Here is a 21228-nt window from a genome sequence, read left to right on the forward strand (position 1 = left end):
AAAAGAATATGATTACAGAAAAAGAGATATTAAGTTTTATGCAAGAAACGGCTTATAAGCCGATGACGTATCAGGAGCTGGAAAAGCATTTTGAAATCGGAAATGCGAATGATTTTAAGGAGTTTCTAAGAATATTGAACCAGTTAGAAAAGGATGGACTCATACTGCGCACGCGCAATGACCGCTATGGCGTGCCGGAGCGTATGAATTTATTGCGGGGCAAGCTTCAGGCGCATGCCAAGGGGTTCGGCTTCCTCATTCCCGATGATCGGGATCATCCGGACGTGTATATTCATGCCAATGATATGAATACGGCGATGAACGGGGATATGATTTTCGTAAGGATTACGTCCAAAAGCCAGTCCGGAGGCCGGATGGAAGGCGAAGTTGTCCGCGTCATCAGCCGCGCCAACACGCAGATTGTGGGGATCTTTCAAAGCCAAGAGACGTATGCATTTGTCATTCCGGATGACAAGCGGGTTTCGCGGGATATTTTCATTCCTCAGCATGCTTTCATGGGGGCGGTTACAGGCCAGAAGGTCGTCGTCAAGCTCGTTAGTTATCCGGAAGGGCGGGCTGCGGCCGAAGGGGAAGTTATTGAGATTCTGGGGCATAAAGATGATCCCGGTGTTGATATTTTGGCGATTGTCCGTAAATTTCAGCTTCCTGAAGCTTTCCATGAGGAAGTGATTTTGGAAGCGGATGCGGCTCCGGATTCCATTACTGAGGAAGAGATTGTTAACCAAGGGCGTCGGGATCTGCGAGGTAAAAGGATTGTCACGATTGACGGCGAAGACGCCAAGGACTTGGATGACGCAGTTAACGTAGAGCGATTAGAGAACGGCAACTATTTGCTAGGCGTTCATATTGCCGACGTAAGTTACTATGTACGCGAGAGTTCTGCGCTGGATCAGGAAGCATACAACCGAGGATGTTCGGTCTATTTGACGGATCGTGTGATTCCAATGCTGCCGCATCGGCTATCGAACGGAATTTGTTCGTTGAATCCGCGTGTGGACCGGTTAACCATGTCGTGTGAGATGGAGTTTGACGATCAGTTGAATGTCGTTCGACATGATATTTTCACGAGCGTGATTAAGACTAGCGAACGGATGACGTATACGAATGTGCGCAAGCTGCTTCAGGGTGAAGCTGAGCCTGAGATTGTGGAGCGCTATGAGTATCTTATAGACGATTTCAAGCTGATGGAAGAGCTGGCGATGAAGCTGCGCGACAGACGGATGAAGCGCGGAGCGATTGATTTCGACTTTGAGGAATCCAAAATTCTTGTCGATGCCGAAGGGAAGCCAACGGATATTGTAAAAAGAGAACGTTCGATCGCTGAGATGATTATCGAAGAATTCATGCTGGCGGCGAATGAAACCGTTGCAGAGCATTTCCATTGGTTGAAAGTTCCTTTCCTCTACCGGATTCATGAGGATCCGGATATGGAAAAGCTGATGCACTTTATGGAGTTTATTACGAATTTCGGCTATGTCGTCCGGGGAAAAGGGAATAAGGTACATCCGCGTGCGCTGCAGTCGTTATTGGAAGAAATTAAGGATACGCCGGAAGAAACGGTTATCAGTAAAGTGATGCTTCGTTCGATGAAACAAGCGCGGTATGATTCGCAAAGCGTGGGGCATTTTGGCTTGGCGGCGGAATTTTATTCGCATTTCACGTCTCCGATCAGGCGCTATCCGGATTTGATTATTCACCGCGTCATTCGCGAGGTGCTGGAGAGCGGTACTTTGTTGGATCAGCGGCATGAGTATTTGACGTCGCGTATGGATGATATTGCACGTCAGTCTTCAGAACGCGAACGTGTTGCCGTTGAGGCTGAGCGTGAGACTGAGGCATTGAAAAAAGCGGAGTTCATGCTGGACAAAGTCGGAGAAGAATTCGAAGGCATTATCTCCAGCGTCACAAACTTTGGCATTTTCGTAGAACTGGATAATACCGTTGAGGGCTTGATTCGTCTTAGCGATTTGACGGATGATTACTATCATTATCACGAGATGCAGCATGCGCTCATCGGCGAGCGCACGTCCCGCATTTATCGTATCGGCGATCAAGCTAAGGTACGAGTAGCACGCGTGAATATGGATGAGCGTACGATCGATTTTGAGATGGTCGATATGAAGCCGCGCAGCAACGGGAAACCGGGCTTCTTGCGCGGCGGCGACAAGCCGCGTGAAGGCCGCGGAGGCGGTGGGGATCGCGGCCGTAACGGTGGAGGACGCGGTAAAGCGGGCAGCTTTAGCGGCGGGAAAGCAGGCGGTAAGAGCGGATTGGCTGCCGCCAAAGGGAAAGGCAAAGCTGCTGCCGGAACCAAGGCTGGCAAAGGCGGAGCCAAGGCTGGCGGCAGTCTCACGGAGAGACTGCAGGCGGTTGGCGCCGGCCGGAGCGAGAGCGGAAGAGGCGGCCGAAGCGCTGCTGGAGCCGGAAGGAACGAAGGCGGAAGTGCGGTTGGCGGCCGTGGCAAGCGCGGCCGCGGAGGCATTGCGCTAGGGGGCGAAGCCCTAGCGGGTGTGGGCGCCGGCCAACGCGGAGCGCGCGGCGGCGATGCTGGAGCACCCGCTGCGGGCGGCGCGGGCGGCATGGATTGGGCGAGCGGCGTGAACGCGCTCGCCAAGGGCGGACGCCGACGCGGTACGGAAGGCGGCGGCAGCGGCATCAAGAAGCGGCGGAGATAATCGCCGCTTCTTGCTTTTCCAGCGTGAAATTGCTACAATAGGTTGCACCATTGTAGCTTGATTACACGTGCGGGAGGAGGATCTCACGTGGCAACGAAGAAAGCCGACGGCAAAGTGCTCGCTCAGAACAAGAAGGCGTCGCACGACTACTTTATTGAAGATACGTACGAGTGTGGCATCGTCCTGACCGGCACGGAGATCAAATCCTTACGGGCAGGCAAAGCGAACTTGGGCGACAGCTTTTCAACGATTCGCAACGGCGAAGCTTTTGTGCACAATATGCACATCAGCCCGTTTGAGCAAGGCAACCGGAGCAATCCGACTGACCCGACAAGGGCGCGCAAGCTGCTCATGAAAAAGGCTGAGATTGCCAAATTGCTGGGACAGTCCAAACAAGAAGGCTATACACTCGTTCCCTTGAAAATCTACATCCGCAACGGCTACGCCAAGCTGTTACTGGGATTAGGCAAAGGGAAAAAGCAGTACGACAAGCGCGAAAGCGCCGCAAAAAAAGATGCGCAGCGGGATATCCAGCGTGCATTGCGCGAGAAACAGAAGATTGCAAGGTAAGCTCGTTGTGACACTGGCAAGTGGCACCTGAGCTTCCATGAACCTAGCGGTTCAATTCGCGGCCGCATGTGTTATACTAAGTAAGCAGTAAGGTACAGCAACAAAATGCTCAAGAGTTGGTCAAAGCAATGCCTTTTATCTTCTTTCGTCCTTGACGAGGTTGAAGAAAATTCGGGGGTGTTCTTGGATTCGACGGGGATAGTTTGAGCATGGGTTGCGGGTAGTGGGGACGCGGCCACTTCATCAACGCTAAAGCCTATTAAATGGCAACCAACGTACAACTTTAGCAGCAGCTTAATAACCTGACTGTTAAGCTTCTACCCTGCATCGCCCATGTGCCGGGATAGGGGCCCAACCTTAGTGGGATACGCCGCTTCGGTCTCCGCCTGGGGTCGACGGAAGAAGATAATCAGGCTGACCCAACGCAGAGCGGGTTACAGCGCGCTGCTCGGGTGACATCAAAACTGTGACTACACCCGTAGAAGCCTGTGTGGCGATATTTTCGGACAGGGGTTCGACTCCCCTCACCTCCACCATGTAAATCCACAACCGCATGAGGTTGTGGATTTTGCATTTCAGTCACATGTGCAGCTTAAGAATAAGATCAACATGCTCTTTATACACGATGACCTTATCTACATAGCTGGCGACGATCTTCTTGATCTCGGGAAGATTCCGGCTAGCAACATGGTTTTTGAACTTGGAAAGCAGTTGTCGCAGAAGTTCTTCTGCGACAGGATCGAATTTCCCAAAAACGTTTCCCCGAAAGCTGGGAAGCCTCCTCTTTCGGCAGGGAACCGGTTTCTCCTATCCTGTATATAGATCTTGTGTATTTAATTGGAGGAGATGTAGAATGAAAAAAGAATCGACAGGGAAGAGCGTTTGGCTTCAAGTAACGTTTCGTGTTTTTGCGGTTGTGTTTGCTGCAGGCGGATTATTCATACTGCAGGGGATTTCTGAGGCCTTAGAGCCATGGATGCACGGAGTGATGGCTTCCAGCCCGCTTGCGGACGAACTGCGGTTTCATGGTGCTGTACACGGGGCCTTGATCGGGATTTTGTTCAGCTTCAGTTTGCTCGCTATGCTGAAGAAGCCGCTCAGCAAACCGATATTGCTCCAATATTATATTGGGGGTCACCTGATTTTCCTGGCCACCTTGGCCATCATGGTTCCGGCATTAGCCTTTCACTTCATTCTCATTGTGTTCGGCGTCGTGCTTGCGATTCTCTATGCCACGTACGCGAAGCGCAGGGAGATATTCCGCCCTTCCGAGCCTGCCGTTATGAATCGGACATTGCTCATCATGGCCGGAATCGCTTTGCTGGGGCTGCTTCCTTTTTCGATTGATGGCGCTATCCATCAGTTGAAGGATCCGGTGCAGCAGTTCCGTTGGGGTGAAGGGACAGCCTTGAGCCTAGTGCTGCTGTATGGCGGTTATTTGACAGCAACCGGCCGGACCGGTTCCCGCACGCTCGGCGCGATTCTCTCCATGGCCTATGTGTTCCTGGGCGCCGCATCGATTACGATTCCCGGCTATCCAGGGAGTTGGGGACTCTGGGGAGGTCTGGCCGCTATCCTGTACGGGTGTGTATATGCAGCCATTCTGTTCCGTCAGAGCAGCGCACGGAACGTGACGGCGCCGATAGAGTCGCTTTCCGCGAAATCGAACCCTTAAGGGGATTTATATGGATTACGAAGCAAACCCGATTACAAAACGTATTTTTCCAGAAAAAAGCCATCCGGTCGGATGGCTGTTTGTCTTGCGTATCTTATCCTTAGCCTTCAGCTGCTTCATAACGATTCTCTTTCTTGCCAAGCTACCTGCCTACTACCTGTACATGCGGGATACCTGCCATCAATCCTTGTGCGAATATGCCGCGATAACGCCTCTTCCGAAACACGCGGCGGAAGCGTTCGGTTTAAAGGAGACGGGATTCGCAGCACTCTATGCCGGAATTGCTTTTCTATTCTTCTTGCTGTACTCATCGGTTGCCACGCTCATTCTCGTGAAACGTCCGCGCGAACCGATATCGTATATCACGGCGGTCGCGCTCGTTTCGTTTCCGGCGTCCACTTTCATTTCGATGCAATGGCGCGAGCTCGGATGGCTTACATCGGCGGTGGAGGACTTGTCTCTTGCTTCCTTTATCCTCTTCCTGCTGTTGTTCCCTAACGGCCGAATCGTGAGGAAAGGGCTGTTTTGGGCCGGAGTCGGCTTAATGGCCATTCGGATCGTATCCGTTTATTTTCCCTTTGAGCCATGGGGCGCCCAGTATTGGCCGCTCTGGTGCAACTTGCTATGGGTCGTGCTGCAATACGGAATTCTGATCTACAATCAGTATGTTCGCTATCGCTTCGCGGGGGGAGCGGTCGAACGGCAGCAAACCAAGTGGTTCGTGTATGGGGTGCTCTTGTCGCTAACGTGCGTCTTTCTGGTTTCCGTGATCCCGCTATTCATTCAGGCGGATTTCTATGAAGTGAAGGATCCCCTTCGGATGTTCATTCTCGATGTGGCCGTTCAAATCTTCATGCTTCCCATACCCGTCACCTTAGGCATCTCCATCTTGAGGAAACGATTATGGGATATTGATCCGATCGTGAACCGCACGCTGGTCTATCTCGGGCTCAGCGCCTCGATCATTGCTCTGTATGCGCTGATCGTCTGGTATTTGTCCATCCTGTTTCAAACCGAGCAAAATATGCTGTTCTCCATATTCGCAACGGGGGTAGCGGCCGTTGTGTTTGCGCCGTTAAAAGAGAGGCTGCAGCGTGCGGTGAACCGGATGCTGTACGGTGAACAGCACGATCCTTTCTCGGTGTTGCTGCAGCTCGGCAACCGGCTCAAGGAGTCTATCAGTCCCGAGGCTGCCCTTGATACCGTGGTTAAAACGGTAAAGGATTCCCTTCGCGTTCCCTATGCGGGAATCAGCCTGGCTCAGAATGGCTTGGAAACCTCTACGGGCAAGGAAAATGGGGACATAACCCGCATTCCGCTGATGTCGGGAGGAAGCACCGTGGGATCGCTGCATATCGCCGCCCGCTCGCCTGGCGAAGCCTTCAACGATGCGGATCTGAAGCTCATCGACGGGTTCGCCCGACAAGCGGGGATCGTGGTGCACAACGTCAAGCAGGCAATGGATATCCGGCTGCTACTCACGGATTTACAGGAATCGAAGGAACAACTCATCTTCGCCCAGGAAGAAGAGAGACGGTCGATTCGCAAAAATCTGCATGACGATATCGCCCCGAGGCTGGCCGCGATGCGGTTGACCGCTTCCCTCGTGACGGATTGGATTCGGAAAGACCCGAATAAGGCGATCGAGATCATCACGCAGTTCAAGCAGGATATCGCGGAGACCGTAGAAGAAATCAGAGGAATCGTCTATGATTTGCGGCCGCCCGCTTTGGATGAGTTGGGCCTGATCGGTGCGGTTCGGCAGAGGATGGAGCAGCTCCAGCAGCTCGAACAAGTGAAAGGCATTACCGACTCCGTTCCGCTGCGCTTTACGTTTGATTCACCGGATCGGCTCCCGATGCTGCCGGCTGCCGTTGAAGTCGGCGCTTACCGGATCGCTACGGAAGCACTGGTGAATGTCGTGAAGCACGCGCGGGCCGATACTTGCGTCATTCGGATCGCCGTCGAGACGGATCCGGACAGGGAACTGGTCGTGGAGGTCACGGACAACGGCGTCGGACTTCCCGATCAACTGGCGAGTACGGATGGTAACGGACTGGGACTCACCTCGCTGTGGGAACGCGCAAGAGAGCTTGGGGGAACTTGTGTGGTCGGGAATCTGGCGGGAGGTGGCATGCGCGTTCAGGCGAGGCTGCCCCTTAAAGGCTGAACCTAGAGAGGAGAGAAAACGATGAGAACGCTCAGAATATTGCTGGCGGATGACCACCCCATGTTTCGGCAGGGAGTCCGGGGAGTAGTGGAAAGCGCCGACGGAATGGAAGTGGTGGGGGAGGCCGCGTCTGGCGATGAGGCCGTGCGATTGGCGCTTGAATTACGGCCGGATGTCGTTCTCATGGATATCCGGATGCCCGGATTGAACGGGATAGAGGCGGCCACCCGAATCAAAGCGATGGATGGCGACATCCAGATCCTCGTGCTCACGATGTTCAAAGATGACGCCTCCGTGATTACCGCGATGAAGTCGGGGGCGAAAGGCTATATCTTGAAGGATGCCGATAAGGAAGACATTCTGCGCGCCATCCGGGCGGTCGCTTCCGGCGAAGCGATTTTCAGCGGGGATGTCGCGAACATGATGATCGAATTCGCGACAAAACCGCTAAGCCGCGTGGATAAGTTTCCGGAGCTGACCTACCGGGAGAAAGAGGTACTGATTCTGCTTGCCGAAGGATTGTCGAATTCGGACATTTCCGGGAGGCTCGAATTGAGCTTAAAGACGGTGTCGAATTATATCTCCAACATCTTAAACAAGCTGCAGGTCACCGACCGGACGGAAGCGATACGTAAGGTAAAGAACACCGAACAACCGGAATAGGCGGTTCGTTAGCAGGGATTACGAGACCTTATATTTGATCGAAGGCGAAGCCTAATTCATTCTGGATGGCCGCAAATATCTGGTGAAAGCAAGCTCCTCTGCTCTCCTGCCGAGAAATATCCCCCACGGATTCCGAATCGTAGGCGATCGGCCCGCCCGCTTGTTAGTCACGGTGAATCCGTCCGGATTCGACCAATTCTTCTCGGATCTCAGCGAGCCGGCCCAGCGGCTGGAGCTGCCGCCTCCATCCCAGCCGGACATTCCGAAACGGGTGGAAACGGCTAAGAAATATGAAGTCGAAATCCTCGGACCGTTACACTTGTTTATTACGGAATGACGCGGCGGCGTATTGTGGTTTTGCACAGCCAAGGTTCACCTCCATACAAATACAAAGGACACCCGAGAGGGTGTCTTTTGTATTTGTACTTGGAACTATGGGAGTAGAACCCCTCAGGGTTCAGTCCGCGCGGACCGAAGCGTAAGCAGAGGGAGCACGGGATTGAAATGTACCGCTAAGGTTGCCGTCGTTTGGTCTTAGCCCCGTCAAGTAGACAGTAAAAAAAGACTTTGAATTAAGCGGCGATCGATTTCCGGTACTCAAGCGAGGGGGAGATCGCCGAGTTTTTAGAACCGTTCCGTGTTATAAAATTGAATATATTCAGCGATCAGTCTGCACTTGAAGGTGTAATATGGTGCATGAATGAACGTGTTCGAAGTTTAATCTATTTGTATTTGGAGCTCGGTTATAAAGTCTTCATCGTTTGGCCTAACGAATAGTAGGCTTTTTTTAGTTTGTAGAAATGATCGTAATATTCGGTATTAGACCACTTAAAAGAGATGCACATATACGTACCTTCTGGAATCGAATCAACATAAACACCTGACGGTAAAGAGGTTAAATCCGTTTTAAAAATAGAAGTATAAAGGCTACTGTAATGGATCTTTTCTGTGGACTCATAATTTTTTAGCGGATATATGCAGCCACATAGAAGAGCCATAACATTTCTGTTGACACAAACATTATCCTAATGTTAGGATAAAAATATCCTAAGTACAGGATAAATAATATTAGGATATAAAATATCAGGAAATTATTTAATTAAAGCAAAGGAGGGCTACAAATGGAAATTAAAATCATTAAACCACAGGATCAAGCAAAAGGAGAATTTGATGGCGGCAAAATAACAGAACAAAAGCCGATTGGGTTTTCTGGTGAGGGTTCCCTCATAAACCGCCTGGGTCCTTTATTTTACTGGGCATGGGCACAATCCAAAGGCGAAGGTGGGATTGGCTTTCACCCTCATCAAGGATTCGAGATATTAAGCTATAACATTAAGGGTAAAGGTCGTCACCAAGATACTCTTGGTACAGATAGCGTACTTGGTGCTGGCGGTGTTCAAGTCATGCAAGCTGGCTCAGGCATACACCATGCCGAATCTCTTCTTGAACCATCAGAAGGCTTTCAAATTTGGTTCGAGCCGTACTTAACTGAAGCCATAAAGCGTCCACCCACTTACAGCAAATACGGGCATGAAGATTTTCCGATCGTTTCCGAGAATGGTGTAACGGTTAAGACGATACTTGGCGAACATTCGCCAATCCATATCGTTACAGATGCCAAAATGTATGATGTTCAAATTGCAAATGGTGCAACCTATAAGTATCTTCTCTCACCTAATCGGACACTCGCCGGTTTAGCTATAAGAGGTGACGGCGTGATTGGAGGTCAGGAGGTTTCATTTGAGAACAAAGACTTTGTTATTATTCAATCGGAGAAAGATGAAACCATTACCATTCAATCTAAAGATGAAGAACTTCGGATGCTGATAATAGAGATTCCAACTCAAGTTGATTATCCGCTGTATCGAAAGCCAAGATAACATTCATAGATCATTCATCCCTCGGAAGGAGGTAATTACATGTATCAAGGAGATAAACAAAGCCAGCTTGATTTAAGGCTATTTCGTATTTGGATGAAAGCTTCCAAAGTTCTTTTCGATATTGTTCGTAAGGATATTGACCGTTATGAACTTAATCCTGAGCATTTTATGATTCTTGAACTTCTATATAGCAAGGGACCACATCCGGTACAAAAAATCAGTGAAACTCTTTCAATTCCGAGTGGAAGTATCACTTACGTTGTAGATAAATTGGAAAAAAAGGGTTTTGTAGAAAGGCAACCAAGTCCAACAGACCGCCGTGCTTCTAACGTTGTCTTGACAGAAAAAGGAAATGAACTGTTCGATGAAATTTTCCCGCAACATGTTGAAACGATATCCAAAAATTTATCTTTTGTAAGTAACGAAGAAAAAGAACAACTCATTGAGTTGCTAAAGAAAATTGGGATAGGCGCAAAAAAATTACAATAAATTTATCAATAATCATGAGAGGTGGCTAATATGCATATCACATCCATCGTTTTGCAGGTAATCTTGGGTTTGGGGTTTATCATGTTTGGTTTAATGAAATTTGGTGCTAAGCAGATGGTTCAGGAGTTTCAACGTTACGGTTATTCTAAAGGATTCCGTATCTTCACTGGGTTAATTGAATTGATTGGCGCTGCGGGAATGATTGTGGGAATTTGGAATCCGCAATTCGCAGCACTCGCAGGGATTCTTCTCGCCGCGACAATGATTGGAGGAATTATCACTCATATTCGCCTCAAGGACCCAGGAAAAAATTTGGGAGCACCATTTATATTGCTTATTTTGTCCGTTGTTGTGGCAATCATGAATTTAAACTTTTTAGTTTAAATAAATTTTTTGGAAAAACAACCGATAAGGAGACGATAAAAATGTCAAATGTAAAATTAGCGATTATTTATTACAGCACCACTGGAACCAACTATCAATTAGCTCAGTGGGCTGCTGAAGCAGGGAAACAAGCAGGCGCAGAAGTTAAAATTTTCAAAGTTCAAGAACTTGTACCACAATCCGTTATTGAAGGAAATCCTGCTTGGAAAGCTCATGTAGAAGCCACAAAAGATATTCCAGTTGCTACCCCAGACGATATTGTATGGGCGGACGCTATTATTTTTAGCACACCAACCCGTTTTGGAAACGTCGCATCCCAAATCAAGCAATTCTTGGATACTACAGGTGGCATTTGGTTCCACGGAAAAACTGTGAACAAAGTAGTTAGTGCAATGACTTCCGCTCAAAATGCTCATGGTGGTCAAGAACAAACCATTCTTCAGTTGTACACGACCATGTATCATTGGGGGGCAATTGTTGTTGCACCAGGTTACACAGACCCATCCCTATTTGCAGCAGGTGGAAATCCGTACGGCACCAGCGTTGCTGTTGACCAAAACAATCAAATCGTTGGAGATAAGCAAGCTTATCAAGCCGCTGTTGCTCATCAAACAAAACGTGTAATTACCGTTGCTGAATGGGTTAAAAAAGGAATCCAATAATGACAAAATGCCTGACCTGCTGCCTGCTGGTCGGGCATTTTTTATCGTTTAAATATTCGAAGACTTCATCTCTTTACTTTTGTGATCGAGCGTGCTGTTCCCTTGAATTAAAGCTTTAATTCTAAAAGCGAGACGCAAGCGCAGTGTTTCATCGGCTTCTTTTAAGCTTCTGCCAATGATCTCTTCACATTTTTCTAAACGATAAATCACTGTATTGCGGTGCACGTATAAACGTTTGGCTGTTTCAGCCAAATGGCAATGTGTTTCTAAATAAACGGATAAAGTCTGAAGCAATATTTGATGATCTTTATTTGGATCATTGGCAAATGCCTGAAAAGTGTCTGAATAAAACTTTATTAGGTGCTCATAAGGGACCATTCGTAAAATCTCTGGAACTTCCTTTGGCTGATAAATTTCAATAAATTTTTTCTTTCCGGACATATTTCCATAATATAAGGCATCGGTTGCTTCTTTATATGAGATCGGAATATGGATTAATTGCTGCGCGTAATTACTAATACCAAATGAAAGCTCCTCTTGGCAGTGTATTGCAATCTTTGTTTGTAGTGTTTCTAATAGTGAAAAAAACGGTTGTTCGATATCCTTCCATCCGCCCTTCAGCTGCATGAGTAAAATATAGGAATGATCGGTTGTGAAAAGGTGGATTTTTTGGTGAAAAAGTTGTAGTTCCGACTCGATTTTATCGTAAATCAATTCTTGTTCTGATTGGTATTGCATAAACGATATGTTTTTCTCTGTAATATCTAGTTTACCTACTGCACAAACATACCGTTGTTCGTTTAATAATCCAAACTCTTTTCCTCGGCTAATGATTTCTTCATTGGTAGAAAATGAGCCGTTAATGAAATTGGTGAAAAATTCATTTTCAATACGTCGTCTATTTTGTTTTAGTGCATTTTCTTTCATGAGTTCAAAAGCAATAACGTTCGTCGCTTGCTCAACTGTTAAGAAGGTCGAGCGGTCTGACAATGGTATGAACCCTAATATACACAGGTAGCTATATTGCTTATGTGAATAAACAGGAAAAAGTGTAATTGTATCTCGCGTTTCATTTAATAATGAGAATGTAGATATTGTTGTTTTGGAAAAGTGAAGGTGATGTCCGCTTGTAATCAATGTCTCCAGATGTTCAAAAATGGATGGTTGATTAAAATTATTTACAGCTGGACGTAAATGATGATTTAGCAATACTACAGGTAAGTGAATTAGGGAAGACAAACTTTCAAGGATTTTATTTATTCCCTGTCCGCTCATAATATGGTTAGTAAATTGTTGGTGTGTTTGCATGGCATTGTGCAGCTCGTTCGTACGAATATCAAGGATATGACTTAATGACTTATTTACAATATCCCCTAATGAAGTTTGAATGGGAAGCTCTAGGAGCGGAAGCTGAAGTTCGTTTGCAAGAGATACAGCTTCATCAGGTATTTGGTCTAAAAATCGCTTTGTTTTAATTCCTAAGCCTGAGCAGTCTTGTTTCTCCATTTCCTTAATAAGGTGTAATAATGAATGAAGATCATCCTTGAAATGAAAGGCTGTTGTTACAAGTAATTCGTTTTTCTTTAAAAAATGGATGATATCGGGAGCATCCATCATATTCACTGTATTTACTTCACGTTCAATTCCTTGATTTCCTGCAACTAAGGAGGCTCCATTAAACACAGGAAGATCTAATAGCTCACTTAATCTCATTCCATATCTATCTCCTTTGCATATTTCAAGATTGTCACAATTCAAATAGAATTTTAGTTAATATAAACAACGAAATGAAGAAATCTTCTACATTTCTGTGAATGATTTTGTTAATTATTTATTTTACAATTATTTTAGAATCTTCACCATATCAATATTTGTAACAATAAATGACAGAAAAACTATTCGTTGGAATAGGAGAGATTAGGTTGGTTATCGGAGAAGAGAAATTATCTGACTTATTTAAACAAGTTGAAGAGAAGGTAGAGTGGTTAGCTTCATTTGGAAAAAGTGAAAAAAATGGAGTTACACGCCAACTGTATTCAAAAGAATGGCAATCCGCTCAAAAAGCAGTCGAAAAACAAATGGAAGAGATTGGACTCCATACCTACTATGATGATGTTGGGAACTTATTTGGCAGATTAATGGGCAGACAAGAAAAGTCCTCTACTATTTTAACAGGATCTCACATTGATACTGTCATAGATGGTGGGAAGTATGACGGAGCATACGGGGTAATTGCCGGTTTAATAGCTATAGAACATTTATATAAACATTACGGGCTGCCTCAAAAAAATATAGAAGTCGTTTCTTTATGTGAAGAAGAGGGAAGCCGTTTTCCCATGACCTATTGGGGCTCTGGCAGCATCACCGGGATAAAGTCATTTGAAGATATTCAGGATTTGAAGGATGCAGCGGGTATACCTTTCGTAGAAGCTATGCAGCAAGCAGGGTTTGGCCAAGGGAAATACTCACCACCAAGGCGAAATGATCTCGATTGTTTTATTGAATTGCATATAGAACAAGGAGAGGTATTAGAAAGAGAAGAGAAATCCATTGGAATTGTTAGTCACATTGTTGGACAGAGAAGATACAATATCACAGTAATTGGAGAAAGCAACCACGCTGGTACAACGCCAATGCGTTGGCGTAAGGATGCCATGTATGCGGCAACCGGGCTTATTCAAGTTCTTATGGAAAGAGCGAAAGAAACATCTCCTGACTTCGTTGCTACAGTCGGTCAAATGTATGTTGAGCCCAATATATCCAATGTTATTCCAAGAAAAGTGACATTTAGTGTGGATATTCGTCATAGTGATGAAAATGTTCTTTTTGGATTTTGTGACGATGTATTTAAAGAGTTTGAACGGATTGCAAGCAGGCATGATACGCATTTGAATATTCATAATTGGATGAACGAAAAACCGGTTAAGATGTGTGAAAAGCTGAATAAAATCTCAGAATCCATATTAGAGAGGGAACAGGTGCCATTCAAAAAAATGACTAGCGGAGCTGGCCATGATTCGCAAGTTTTTGGGCAATTCTGTCCAACTTCTCTATTATTTGTCCCAAGTCATAAGGGAATTAGCCACTCGCCATATGAGTTTACGAAGACACAGGATTTAAAGCAAGGTATTGAATTATTGATAAAAGTATTATATGAACTAGCCTATTAAGGGGGAGAAAATAATGAACGTTTTTCAAGAAATCAATGCACCGTTACGAACAATTATGACTCCAGGACCCGTTGAGGTTGATCCCAGAGTGCTGCGTGCGATGAGCACCCCGATCCTTGGGCAGTTTGATCCTGCTTTTACACAAATGATGAATGAAACGATGGAGATGCTTCGTCAAGTATTTCAAACCCAAAATAAGTGGGCATTTCCGATCGACGGAACTTCCCGAGCTGGTATTGAAGCTGTATTGTGCAGTGTAATAGAGCCGGGAGATAAAGTACTCATCCCTATCTTCGGCAGATTTGGACATTTGTTAACTGAAATTGCCGAGCGTAATGGGGCGGAAATCCACATTATCGAATGTAAATGGGGAGAAGTTTTTGATCAGCAGGTCATTATTGATGAAGTGAGAAAAGTAAAACCAAAGGTACTTGCGATTGTGCATGGTGAAACATCGACCGGCTGTATGCAGCCACTGGACCAAATCGGACCTGCTTGCCGGGAGCTTGATGTGTTATGTATTGTTGATGCAGTTGCGACTATTGGCGGAACGGAAGTAAAGGTAGATGAATGGAAGCTTGATGCCGTGATCGGAGGGACTCAAAAATGCTTGTCTGTTCCTTCCGGTATGGCTCCCATCACGTATAATGGCCGCGTAGAACGATTGCTTGCAACCAGAAAGAAAGTGGAGAGAGGCGTTGCGCAGGAGCATGATCGCGTACATGTTCAACATCCGATTCGTAGTAATTATTTTGATCTAAGCCAACTTCAAGACTATTGGGGACCGAGAAGATTAAATCATCATACAGAAGCAACCTCCATGCTTTATGCTTTACGCGAGGGAGTGCGTATTGTTTTACAAGAGGGGCTTGAGGAACGCTTTGAAAGACATCGTTTGCACGAGAAAGCGCTTATAGAAGGAATCAAAGCTATGGGTTTGGAGTTATTTAATGATGTGTCCTGGAAGCTTCCTATGGTCACCTGCGTGACAATTCCAGATGGTATCGATGGTGAGGCAGTAAGAACGATGCTGCTTGAGCAGTTTGGTATAGAGATCGCTAGCTCATTTGGCCCTCTTCATGGCAAAATCTGGCGAATTGGTACTATGGGATACAGCTGCCGGAAAGAAAATGTTTTATTTGTTCTAGCGGCGCTTGAGGCTGTATTGATTCGCCATCATGCATCCATTCAAATTGGACAAGGTTTACAAGCTGCGCTTAATGTATATGAGTCCTAACATGCAGGTAAAGTAATTTGAATAATTCGTTTTGAATTTAAAATTTAAAAAGATTCCGGGTATTGCCGGAATCTTTTTGCGCAGGATAAAAATGCTCTTCTAAAAGATATAGAAGGTGGACTTATGACAAAGCTGTTCAAAATGGAATATTGGCTTGGCGGGCTGCAATGGCTTTTTTTTCTTTTCACAAATACGGTTGTAATTCCTATTACTGTAGGAGCGGCTTTCCAGCTTCCTCAAGACAAAATTATATTCCTGGTTCAATTCTCCTTTCTTTTTACTGGATTAGCCTGTATATTACAAGCTCTATTAGGACATAGACGATCCGTGATGGAGGGGCAATCCGGATTGTGGTGGGGAGTAATTTTAAGTCTTTGTTACGCAGCTCCTTCTCAAGGGATATCGTTAACGACTCTTGGGGGAAGCCTGGCTGTCGGGATTATGATCTCCGGGTTTATCACGATACTCATTGGTTTAAGCGGGATTTCACAGCATCTTTCCAAATGGTTTAACCCAGGTGTAATGGCTGTATTCATGCTTCTTTTAGGATGCAGATTAAATTCAATTTTCTTAAAGGTAATGCTGGGTATTCCCTTTGGGGCTCACTCGGATACGTCACACATTGACCTGCCCATTTTCTTACTATCTAGTACTGTTGCCGTTTTTGTTATTGTTCTCAGTATTAAAGCTCTCCCTTCGATTAGTAAATATTCGTTATTAATCGGGATCATTGGAGGATGGATTTTGTATGAGTTGTTATTTACCGGCATGGAAACCATAGACATTTCAGGGAAATTAGATATTGAACTATTTCCTCTTGGTGCACCTAGTCTGGATGTAGGGGTTATTTTAATCGCTGTCATCGCGGGTCTTATTAACACATCTAATACATTTGGAGCGTTAAAGGGTACTGATGAGATCTATAAAACAAATGCGAGCGGAAAACAATATAGAAGCTCGTTTACAATAAGCGGGTTATTCGTTATTATTTCGGGGTTGTTTGGGATGGTTCCCTATGCCCCATATGTATCGTCAATCGGTTTTCTCAATCAAACTAAAATTTTGGAGCGAATCCCATTTATCATTGGTGGCGGGATGTTTATGCTGATGGGGGTTACACCTGCCATAAGCAGCTTAATGGCCAAGCTTCCTTTAAGTGTTGGAAGTGCCGTTTTGCTTGTGACTTATTTACGTCTGCTGCACACATCTCTTCAATATTTTGCGCAAATTCAATTAAATACGGCGAATGTGTATCGTTTAGCGGCTCCGTTATTCATTGGAATTATTTTCATGACATTTCCTGCATCTTACTTCGAAACAATTCCAAGTATTTTGCGCCCGTTACTAAGCAATGGGCTATTAGTAGGTATTTTATTATCTCTTTTACTAGAAAATATCCGGTTTAAGCGGTTAACAATCAAAAAAAGGGTCAGCACATGAAAGAGTTTTTTATTGATCTGGAGGGAGTCACGATGATTAATAAGTGGAATGCATTTGTGGATGAAAATTTAAATATTAAATCAACGGAATCAGGGCGGTTAAACGGTTTGACGTTTGCGGTAAAAGATGTGTTTGCGATTCAAGGTTATAGAAGCGGAGCAGGAAACCCTGATTGGCTCCGCACACACGGTCCTGCTGCTCAGCATGCACTTGCTATTGATCGCCTGCTTATGCATGGAGCCAATTTAAAGGGAACTGTGCAAACAGATGAATTGATGTACAGCTTGAATGGAGAGAACTTCCATTACGGTACCCCGGTAAATCCAAAGGCCCCGAATCGGATTCCAGGAGGATCCTCCAGCGGATCTGCCGTTGCAGTCGCCGCAGGATTGGTAGATTTTGCTATAGGAACAGATACGGGGGGATCTGTTCGTATCCCATCCTCCTACTGCGGGATATACGGATTTCGGCCTACACACGGTGCAGTTCCGATTGAAGGAGTAATTCCGTTAGCCGAAAGCTTTGATACCGTTGGATGGATGAGCCGAAATCCTCAATTGTTATTAGAGGTTGGTCGAGTTTTAATTGACGGTCAAAGTACGGAAGGTCAGTTTAACAACATCTTTTTAGCGGAAGAGGCATGGGGGCTGTTGGAAAAAGAAAACAAAGAAGCTCTATTGGCCTTTCTTCCTTCCGTTAAGGAAATAACGAATCATTGTGAGTGGATAAAGATTTCTGAACAGGGGTTGGCTGAGTGGTCGAGTACGTTTCGTATCCTTCAGGGGTTGGAGATTTGGAGCGAACATGGCGAATGGATTGAAAAGGAGACTCCGAATTTTGGACCCGGCATTGCAGAAAGATTTCGATGGACAAGTACATTGAAAAAGAGTGAAAGCACCCGTCATTATGAATTAAGGGAAAACGTTCGTCAATTTATGTCAAATTTGCTGGGAGAAGAAGGTTTATTAGTTATTCCAACAGCTCCTGGAGCAGCTCCCTTGCTCAATCTGCAAGGAGAGCAGGCAGAGCAATATCGGGCAAAAACAATGCAGCTATCCTGTATAGCAGGTTTAGCCGGCTTGCCGCAAATTACGCTTCCTTTAGCAGAAGTGAACGGATTGCCAATAGGATTATCGTTCATGGCCAATCATCACCGGGACCTGAATCTATTGCACTGGATTACGGAGCTGTTAACGAAAAAGGCAGCTCTGGCTAGATAAGGAGAAGATATGAAGCTAGCAACAGTTAAAATAAATGGCGAGGAAACCGCGGCAGTCATTTCAGATGACAAGGTTATTTTGATTAAAACGATAAATGAAATAGAGAATAAAGATTGGAGCACGGACCTTTTTCATATTTTACAGAGTGACCAATTATCTGAAATGAACCTTTGGTATAAGAACGAGGGAGAAAACGAATTACGCGATTTCCCTCATATTCAGGCTGATGAAATAAGCTATGCGCCGCTGTATCGCAACCCTGGAAAAATACTGGGTGTCGGCATGAATTATATGGAAAAGGCCATTGAGTTGTCAGGTAAAGCTCCGGAAGAAATGCCGGTAATTTTTATGAAGCCAGATACAAGCTTGATTGGTGCTGGTGAGGCTATTCAACTGCCTGCTCAATCCAGTAACGTAACAGCGGAAGCGGAACTGGGAATCATTATTGGGAAATCATGCAAGGACGTTAAAGAAGAGGATGCTTACAGTGTTGTGGCTGGTTTTACTACGACCTTAGATATGACGGCAAAGGATATTCATGCAAAAAATCCCCGTTATTTACAGCTGGCCAAAAGCTTTAATACGTTCTTTAGCTTTGGCCCATATTTCATCACGGCTGATGAGTTTCCTGAGTTAAAGGATGTTACCGTAGAAACAGTTTTGAATGGGGAAGTACATCACCGTAATGTCGTGGCGAATATGATGTATCAACCGGGTTGGATTGTATCGTTTATCTCGCACATCATGACATTATATCCAGGTGATATTATTATGACTGGTACGCCTGGATCTGTAGTGATTCGTGAAGGCGATGTCGCCCAGTGTAATATTGAGCCATTTAAGCCATTGCGAAATCCTATAGCTTAAATTTCTTTAAATTGAAAAGTAAAAAAGAGATAAAAGCCAGGTGTTGTGTTAACAGACGCCTGGTTTTTTTACACATAGGAAAGCATAAGTTTTTCGGGATTCGAAAACGGCTTTCATATTGGCGATAAAACCTAATATAGGGATCTTTGGTCGGAGACCAAAGCCTCTCCTCAATAAACGCGGTCGCTCATCCTTGAATGGCCTCGATAGAGGTTTTCTCATTTTGTGAGTAAAGTTTTAAAATACATTACATGAAATGTAAGTATTTTTTTATTTTTTGGTTAAAGAGTACAATGAAAAAATCGAAAATCCATATTTCTTCTAATGATTTGACGAAAAATAAGAAGTAAAATGTAAAATATATATCCGAAGTAATATTTTATTACATAGGAGGTAATGATTTTTGACTCTAAGGCTTTAAAAAAACAGTTTTAGTATTGATTTATGTTAGAGATGTTAGAACTGTTCAAAAGACGGCGGCAAACAATAAAAAAGGGAGTTGAGTATGTAAAATGAATTCGGGTGTGGAAGTAGTAAAGAAACCTTTTTATCAAGGACTTTTTTTTCAAATTATCGTATCCATTGTCGGGGGTATTTTGGTGGGTTATTTTTGGCCGACCATTGGCGTTGCCCTAAAACCAATCGGTGACGGCTTCATCAAGCTTATCAAAATGATCATTGCACCGCTTGTTTTCGGCGTTGTTGTCGTTGGGATCGCAAAGGTTGGCAATATTAAAACTGTAGGGCGAATCGGTGGAAAGACCCTCCTCTACTTTGAAGTCATAACAACCCTCGCATTAATTATAGGCATGGTAGTGGCCAACTTAACTAACCCCGGTACAGGCATGCATATCGATCCTGCATCCTTGTCAACAGATGCCGTAGCTAAAGCAACCAAGAGTTCAGCACTCCCTAGCGGAGCGCAGTTTTTCCTGAATATCATCCCTGATAGTGCGGTCTCGGCGTTTGCGAATAACGCTATGCTGCAGGTGCTGCTGGTTTCTTGCTTATTCGGATTTGCACTCATCCACGTAGGCGGACGAACCTCGGAGGTTCTTATTAGTTTTCTGGAGCATGTCAATAAAGTGGTGTTCCAAATCATGGGCTATATTATGAAGCTTACGGCTTTAGCAACATTCGGCGCCATGGCTTTCACCGTTAGTCAATACGGGATTCAAACACTCGCTTCATTCGGTAAATTATTTCTTGCCATGACCATCGCTTGTCTTGTTTTTCTTCTTGTACTGGCTATCATCACACGTGTATATGTGGGAATCAGTTTATGGAAGTTAACCCTCTATATCCGCGAAGAGATCATTCTCGCGTTCGCAACGGGTTCGTCGGAAGCAGTCATGCCGCAGCTCATGAACAAGTTCGAACATGCCGGTTGCAACCGGGCAGTTGTCGGTCTTGTTGTACCGACCGGCTATTCGTTCAATCTGGATGGAGCCTCGATTTATTTATCACTTGCATTGGTATTTCTCGCTCAAGCGACCGGAGTCGATTTGGGTCTTACCGAACAACTTGTGCTGCTGGGCGTACTATTGTTAACGTCCAAGGGGATGGCAGGGATACCGGGTTCAGCTTTTGTTGCACTATCAGCAACGGCTGCATCAACCGGTTCGATCTCCATGGCTGCGGTTGCTCTGATGCTTGCGCCTGATCGATTCATGGGGAATTATCGTACAACCGTGAACATTATTGGTTACGCTGTTGCCACCTTCGTCATTGCGCGTTGGGAGGGCTTGTTTGATCGTGACCGTGCGAAAGGCGCACTCGATGGCAGCCTAGTTTATATCGCTGGCGATCCTAGTGCCTTAGCCGCAAATCAGCAGCAAGCTATCTGACCTTTACTCAGAGTTACGCTACCCGCCTCCCTAAACAATTTTTAGCATCGCGCGGCGGCGAATTGTGGATTTGCCAAACCACGGCTCATCTCCATAAAAATACAAAGGATATCCGAGAGAGTGTCTGAAAAATCAATCATATTTTGCCGCTTTGGCAAGCATAAGCATGATTTTTGGTCCGGCAAAAATATGCATGATTATGAATTACAGCATATTTTGCCTCGGAAGGTGCACTTACAAAAAAGTCCCAGTATAGGG

General features: G+C 45.4%; 17 protein-coding genes and 1 other RNA gene. 16 read left to right on the top strand and 2 right to left on the bottom strand.

What is annotated here, in order from left to right; genetic code table 11:
- The first annotated feature begins 8 nt into the window (after positions 1-8).
- The 6 genes from rnr (at position 9) to ICC18_RS28105 (ending at position 7774) form a co-directional block, all read left to right on the top strand.
- Positions 9-2696, top strand: a complete 2688-nt coding sequence (gene rnr / locus ICC18_RS28080; protein ID WP_188177732.1) for a ribonuclease R — start codon at positions 9-11, stop codon at positions 2694-2696.
- A gap of 87 nt (positions 2697-2783) precedes the next feature.
- Positions 2784-3266: an SsrA-binding protein SmpB gene (gene smpB, locus ICC18_RS28085; protein WP_188177733.1), complete on the top strand. Its 483-nt coding sequence runs from the start codon at positions 2784-2786 to the stop codon at positions 3264-3266.
- Positions 3267-3439: 173 nt separating this feature from the next.
- Positions 3440-3802: a transfer-messenger RNA gene (gene ssrA / locus ICC18_RS28090) on the top strand.
- Between the two features lie 317 nt (positions 3803-4119).
- Positions 4120-4941 (top strand): hypothetical protein, encoded by an 822-nt coding sequence (locus ICC18_RS28095; protein WP_188177734.1) that lies wholly within the window; start codon positions 4120-4122, stop codon positions 4939-4941.
- Between the two features lie 10 nt (positions 4942-4951).
- Positions 4952-7111, top strand: coding sequence for a GAF domain-containing sensor histidine kinase (locus ICC18_RS28100; protein ID WP_188177735.1), 2160 nt, complete (start codon positions 4952-4954; stop codon positions 7109-7111).
- A gap of 21 nt (positions 7112-7132) precedes the next feature.
- A complete protein-coding gene (locus ICC18_RS28105) occupies positions 7133-7774 on the top strand; it encodes a response regulator transcription factor (protein ID WP_188177736.1) in 642 nt (213 codons plus the stop codon).
- Positions 7775-7825: 51 nt separating this feature from the next.
- Here ICC18_RS28105 and ICC18_RS28110 read toward each other — a convergent pair whose 3' ends face one another.
- Positions 7826-8143, bottom strand: coding sequence for a hypothetical protein (locus ICC18_RS28110; RefSeq protein WP_188177737.1), 318 nt, complete (start codon positions 8141-8143; stop codon positions 7826-7828).
- A gap of 752 nt (positions 8144-8895) precedes the next feature.
- Here ICC18_RS28110 and ICC18_RS28115 point away from each other — a divergent pair.
- From ICC18_RS28115 to wrbA, 4 genes are read left to right on the top strand one after another with little or no spacing between them, the layout of a single operon-like run.
- The gene (locus ICC18_RS28115) at positions 8896-9654 is read left to right on the top strand and encodes a pirin family protein (protein ID WP_188177738.1); all 759 of its coding nucleotides are present in this window, start codon (positions 8896-8898) and stop codon (positions 9652-9654) included.
- A 39-nt stretch (positions 9655-9693) separates the two neighbouring features.
- The gene (locus ICC18_RS28120; RefSeq protein WP_188177739.1) at positions 9694-10143 is read left to right on the top strand and encodes a MarR family winged helix-turn-helix transcriptional regulator; all 450 of its coding nucleotides are present in this window, start codon (positions 9694-9696) and stop codon (positions 10141-10143) included.
- A gap of 30 nt (positions 10144-10173) precedes the next feature.
- Positions 10174-10527: a DoxX family protein gene (locus tag ICC18_RS28125; protein WP_188177740.1), complete on the top strand. Its 354-nt coding sequence runs from the start codon at positions 10174-10176 to the stop codon at positions 10525-10527.
- A 41-nt stretch (positions 10528-10568) separates the two neighbouring features.
- On the top strand, positions 10569-11189 hold the full coding sequence (gene wrbA, locus ICC18_RS28130) for an NAD(P)H:quinone oxidoreductase (RefSeq protein ID WP_188177741.1): 621 nt from the start codon (positions 10569-10571) through the stop codon (positions 11187-11189).
- Between the two features lie 48 nt (positions 11190-11237).
- Here wrbA and ICC18_RS28135 read toward each other — a convergent pair whose 3' ends face one another.
- On the bottom strand, positions 11238-12902 hold the full coding sequence (locus ICC18_RS28135) for a PucR family transcriptional regulator (RefSeq protein WP_188177742.1): 1665 nt from the start codon (positions 12900-12902) through the stop codon (positions 11238-11240).
- 209 nt (positions 12903-13111) lie between these two features.
- Here ICC18_RS28135 and allC point away from each other — a divergent pair, with 209 nt between their 5' ends.
- The 6 genes from allC to ICC18_RS28165 all read left to right on the top strand — a co-directional run bounded on the left by allC (position 13112) and on the right by ICC18_RS28165 (position 20970).
- Complete coding sequence (gene allC / locus ICC18_RS28140) at positions 13112-14359, top strand: allantoate deiminase (RefSeq protein WP_223192936.1); 1248 nt, start codon at positions 13112-13114, stop codon at positions 14357-14359.
- Positions 14360-14372: 13 nt separating this feature from the next.
- Positions 14373-15596, top strand: a complete 1224-nt coding sequence (locus tag ICC18_RS28145) for a (S)-ureidoglycine--glyoxylate transaminase (protein WP_188177744.1) — start codon at positions 14373-14375, stop codon at positions 15594-15596.
- Positions 15597-15719: 123 nt separating this feature from the next.
- Positions 15720-17036, top strand: a complete 1317-nt coding sequence (locus ICC18_RS28150; protein ID WP_188177745.1) for a uracil/xanthine transporter — start codon at positions 15720-15722, stop codon at positions 17034-17036.
- Between the two features lie 32 nt (positions 17037-17068).
- Positions 17069-18256, top strand: coding sequence for an amidase (locus ICC18_RS28155; RefSeq protein ID WP_188177746.1), 1188 nt, complete (start codon positions 17069-17071; stop codon positions 18254-18256).
- A gap of 9 nt (positions 18257-18265) precedes the next feature.
- Positions 18266-19123 (top strand): fumarylacetoacetate hydrolase family protein, encoded by an 858-nt coding sequence (locus ICC18_RS28160; protein WP_188177747.1) that lies wholly within the window; start codon positions 18266-18268, stop codon positions 19121-19123.
- A gap of 512 nt (positions 19124-19635) precedes the next feature.
- Complete coding sequence (locus ICC18_RS28165) at positions 19636-20970, top strand: cation:dicarboxylate symporter family transporter (protein WP_188177748.1); 1335 nt, start codon at positions 19636-19638, stop codon at positions 20968-20970.
- The last annotated feature ends 258 nt before the right edge of the window (positions 20971-21228 follow it).

The sequence above is a fragment of the Paenibacillus sedimenti genome, assembly GCF_014534655.1.
GTDB lineage: Bacteria > Bacillota > Bacilli > Paenibacillales > NBRC-103111 > Paenibacillus_E > Paenibacillus_E sedimenti.

Coding starts and splice junctions, on each gene's coding strand:
- rnr (WP_188177732.1), top strand. CDS start 9: ATGATTACAGAAAAAGAGATATTAAGTTTTATGCAAGAAACGGCTTAT.
- ICC18_RS28095 (WP_188177734.1), top strand. CDS start 4,120: ATGAAAAAAGAATCGACAGGGAAGAGCGTTTGGCTTCAAGTAACGTTT.
- ICC18_RS28100 (WP_188177735.1), top strand. CDS start 4,952: ATGGATTACGAAGCAAACCCGATTACAAAACGTATTTTTCCAGAAAAA.
- ICC18_RS28105 (WP_188177736.1), top strand. CDS start 7,133: ATGAGAACGCTCAGAATATTGCTGGCGGATGACCACCCCATGTTTCGG.
- ICC18_RS28115 (WP_188177738.1), top strand. CDS start 8,896: ATGGAAATTAAAATCATTAAACCACAGGATCAAGCAAAAGGAGAATTT.
- ICC18_RS28120 (WP_188177739.1), top strand. CDS start 9,694: ATGTATCAAGGAGATAAACAAAGCCAGCTTGATTTAAGGCTATTTCGT.
- ICC18_RS28125 (WP_188177740.1), top strand. CDS start 10,174: ATGCATATCACATCCATCGTTTTGCAGGTAATCTTGGGTTTGGGGTTT.
- wrbA (WP_188177741.1), top strand. CDS start 10,569: ATGTCAAATGTAAAATTAGCGATTATTTATTACAGCACCACTGGAACC.
- ICC18_RS28135 (WP_188177742.1), bottom strand. CDS start 12,902: ATGAGATTAAGTGAGCTATTAGATCTTCCTGTGTTTAATGGAGCCTCC.
- ICC18_RS28145 (WP_188177744.1), top strand. CDS start 14,373: ATGAACGTTTTTCAAGAAATCAATGCACCGTTACGAACAATTATGACT.
- ICC18_RS28150 (WP_188177745.1), top strand. CDS start 15,720: ATGACAAAGCTGTTCAAAATGGAATATTGGCTTGGCGGGCTGCAATGG.
- ICC18_RS28155 (WP_188177746.1), top strand. CDS start 17,069: ATGATTAATAAGTGGAATGCATTTGTGGATGAAAATTTAAATATTAAA.
- ICC18_RS28160 (WP_188177747.1), top strand. CDS start 18,266: ATGAAGCTAGCAACAGTTAAAATAAATGGCGAGGAAACCGCGGCAGTC.
- ICC18_RS28165 (WP_188177748.1), top strand. CDS start 19,636: ATGAATTCGGGTGTGGAAGTAGTAAAGAAACCTTTTTATCAAGGACTT.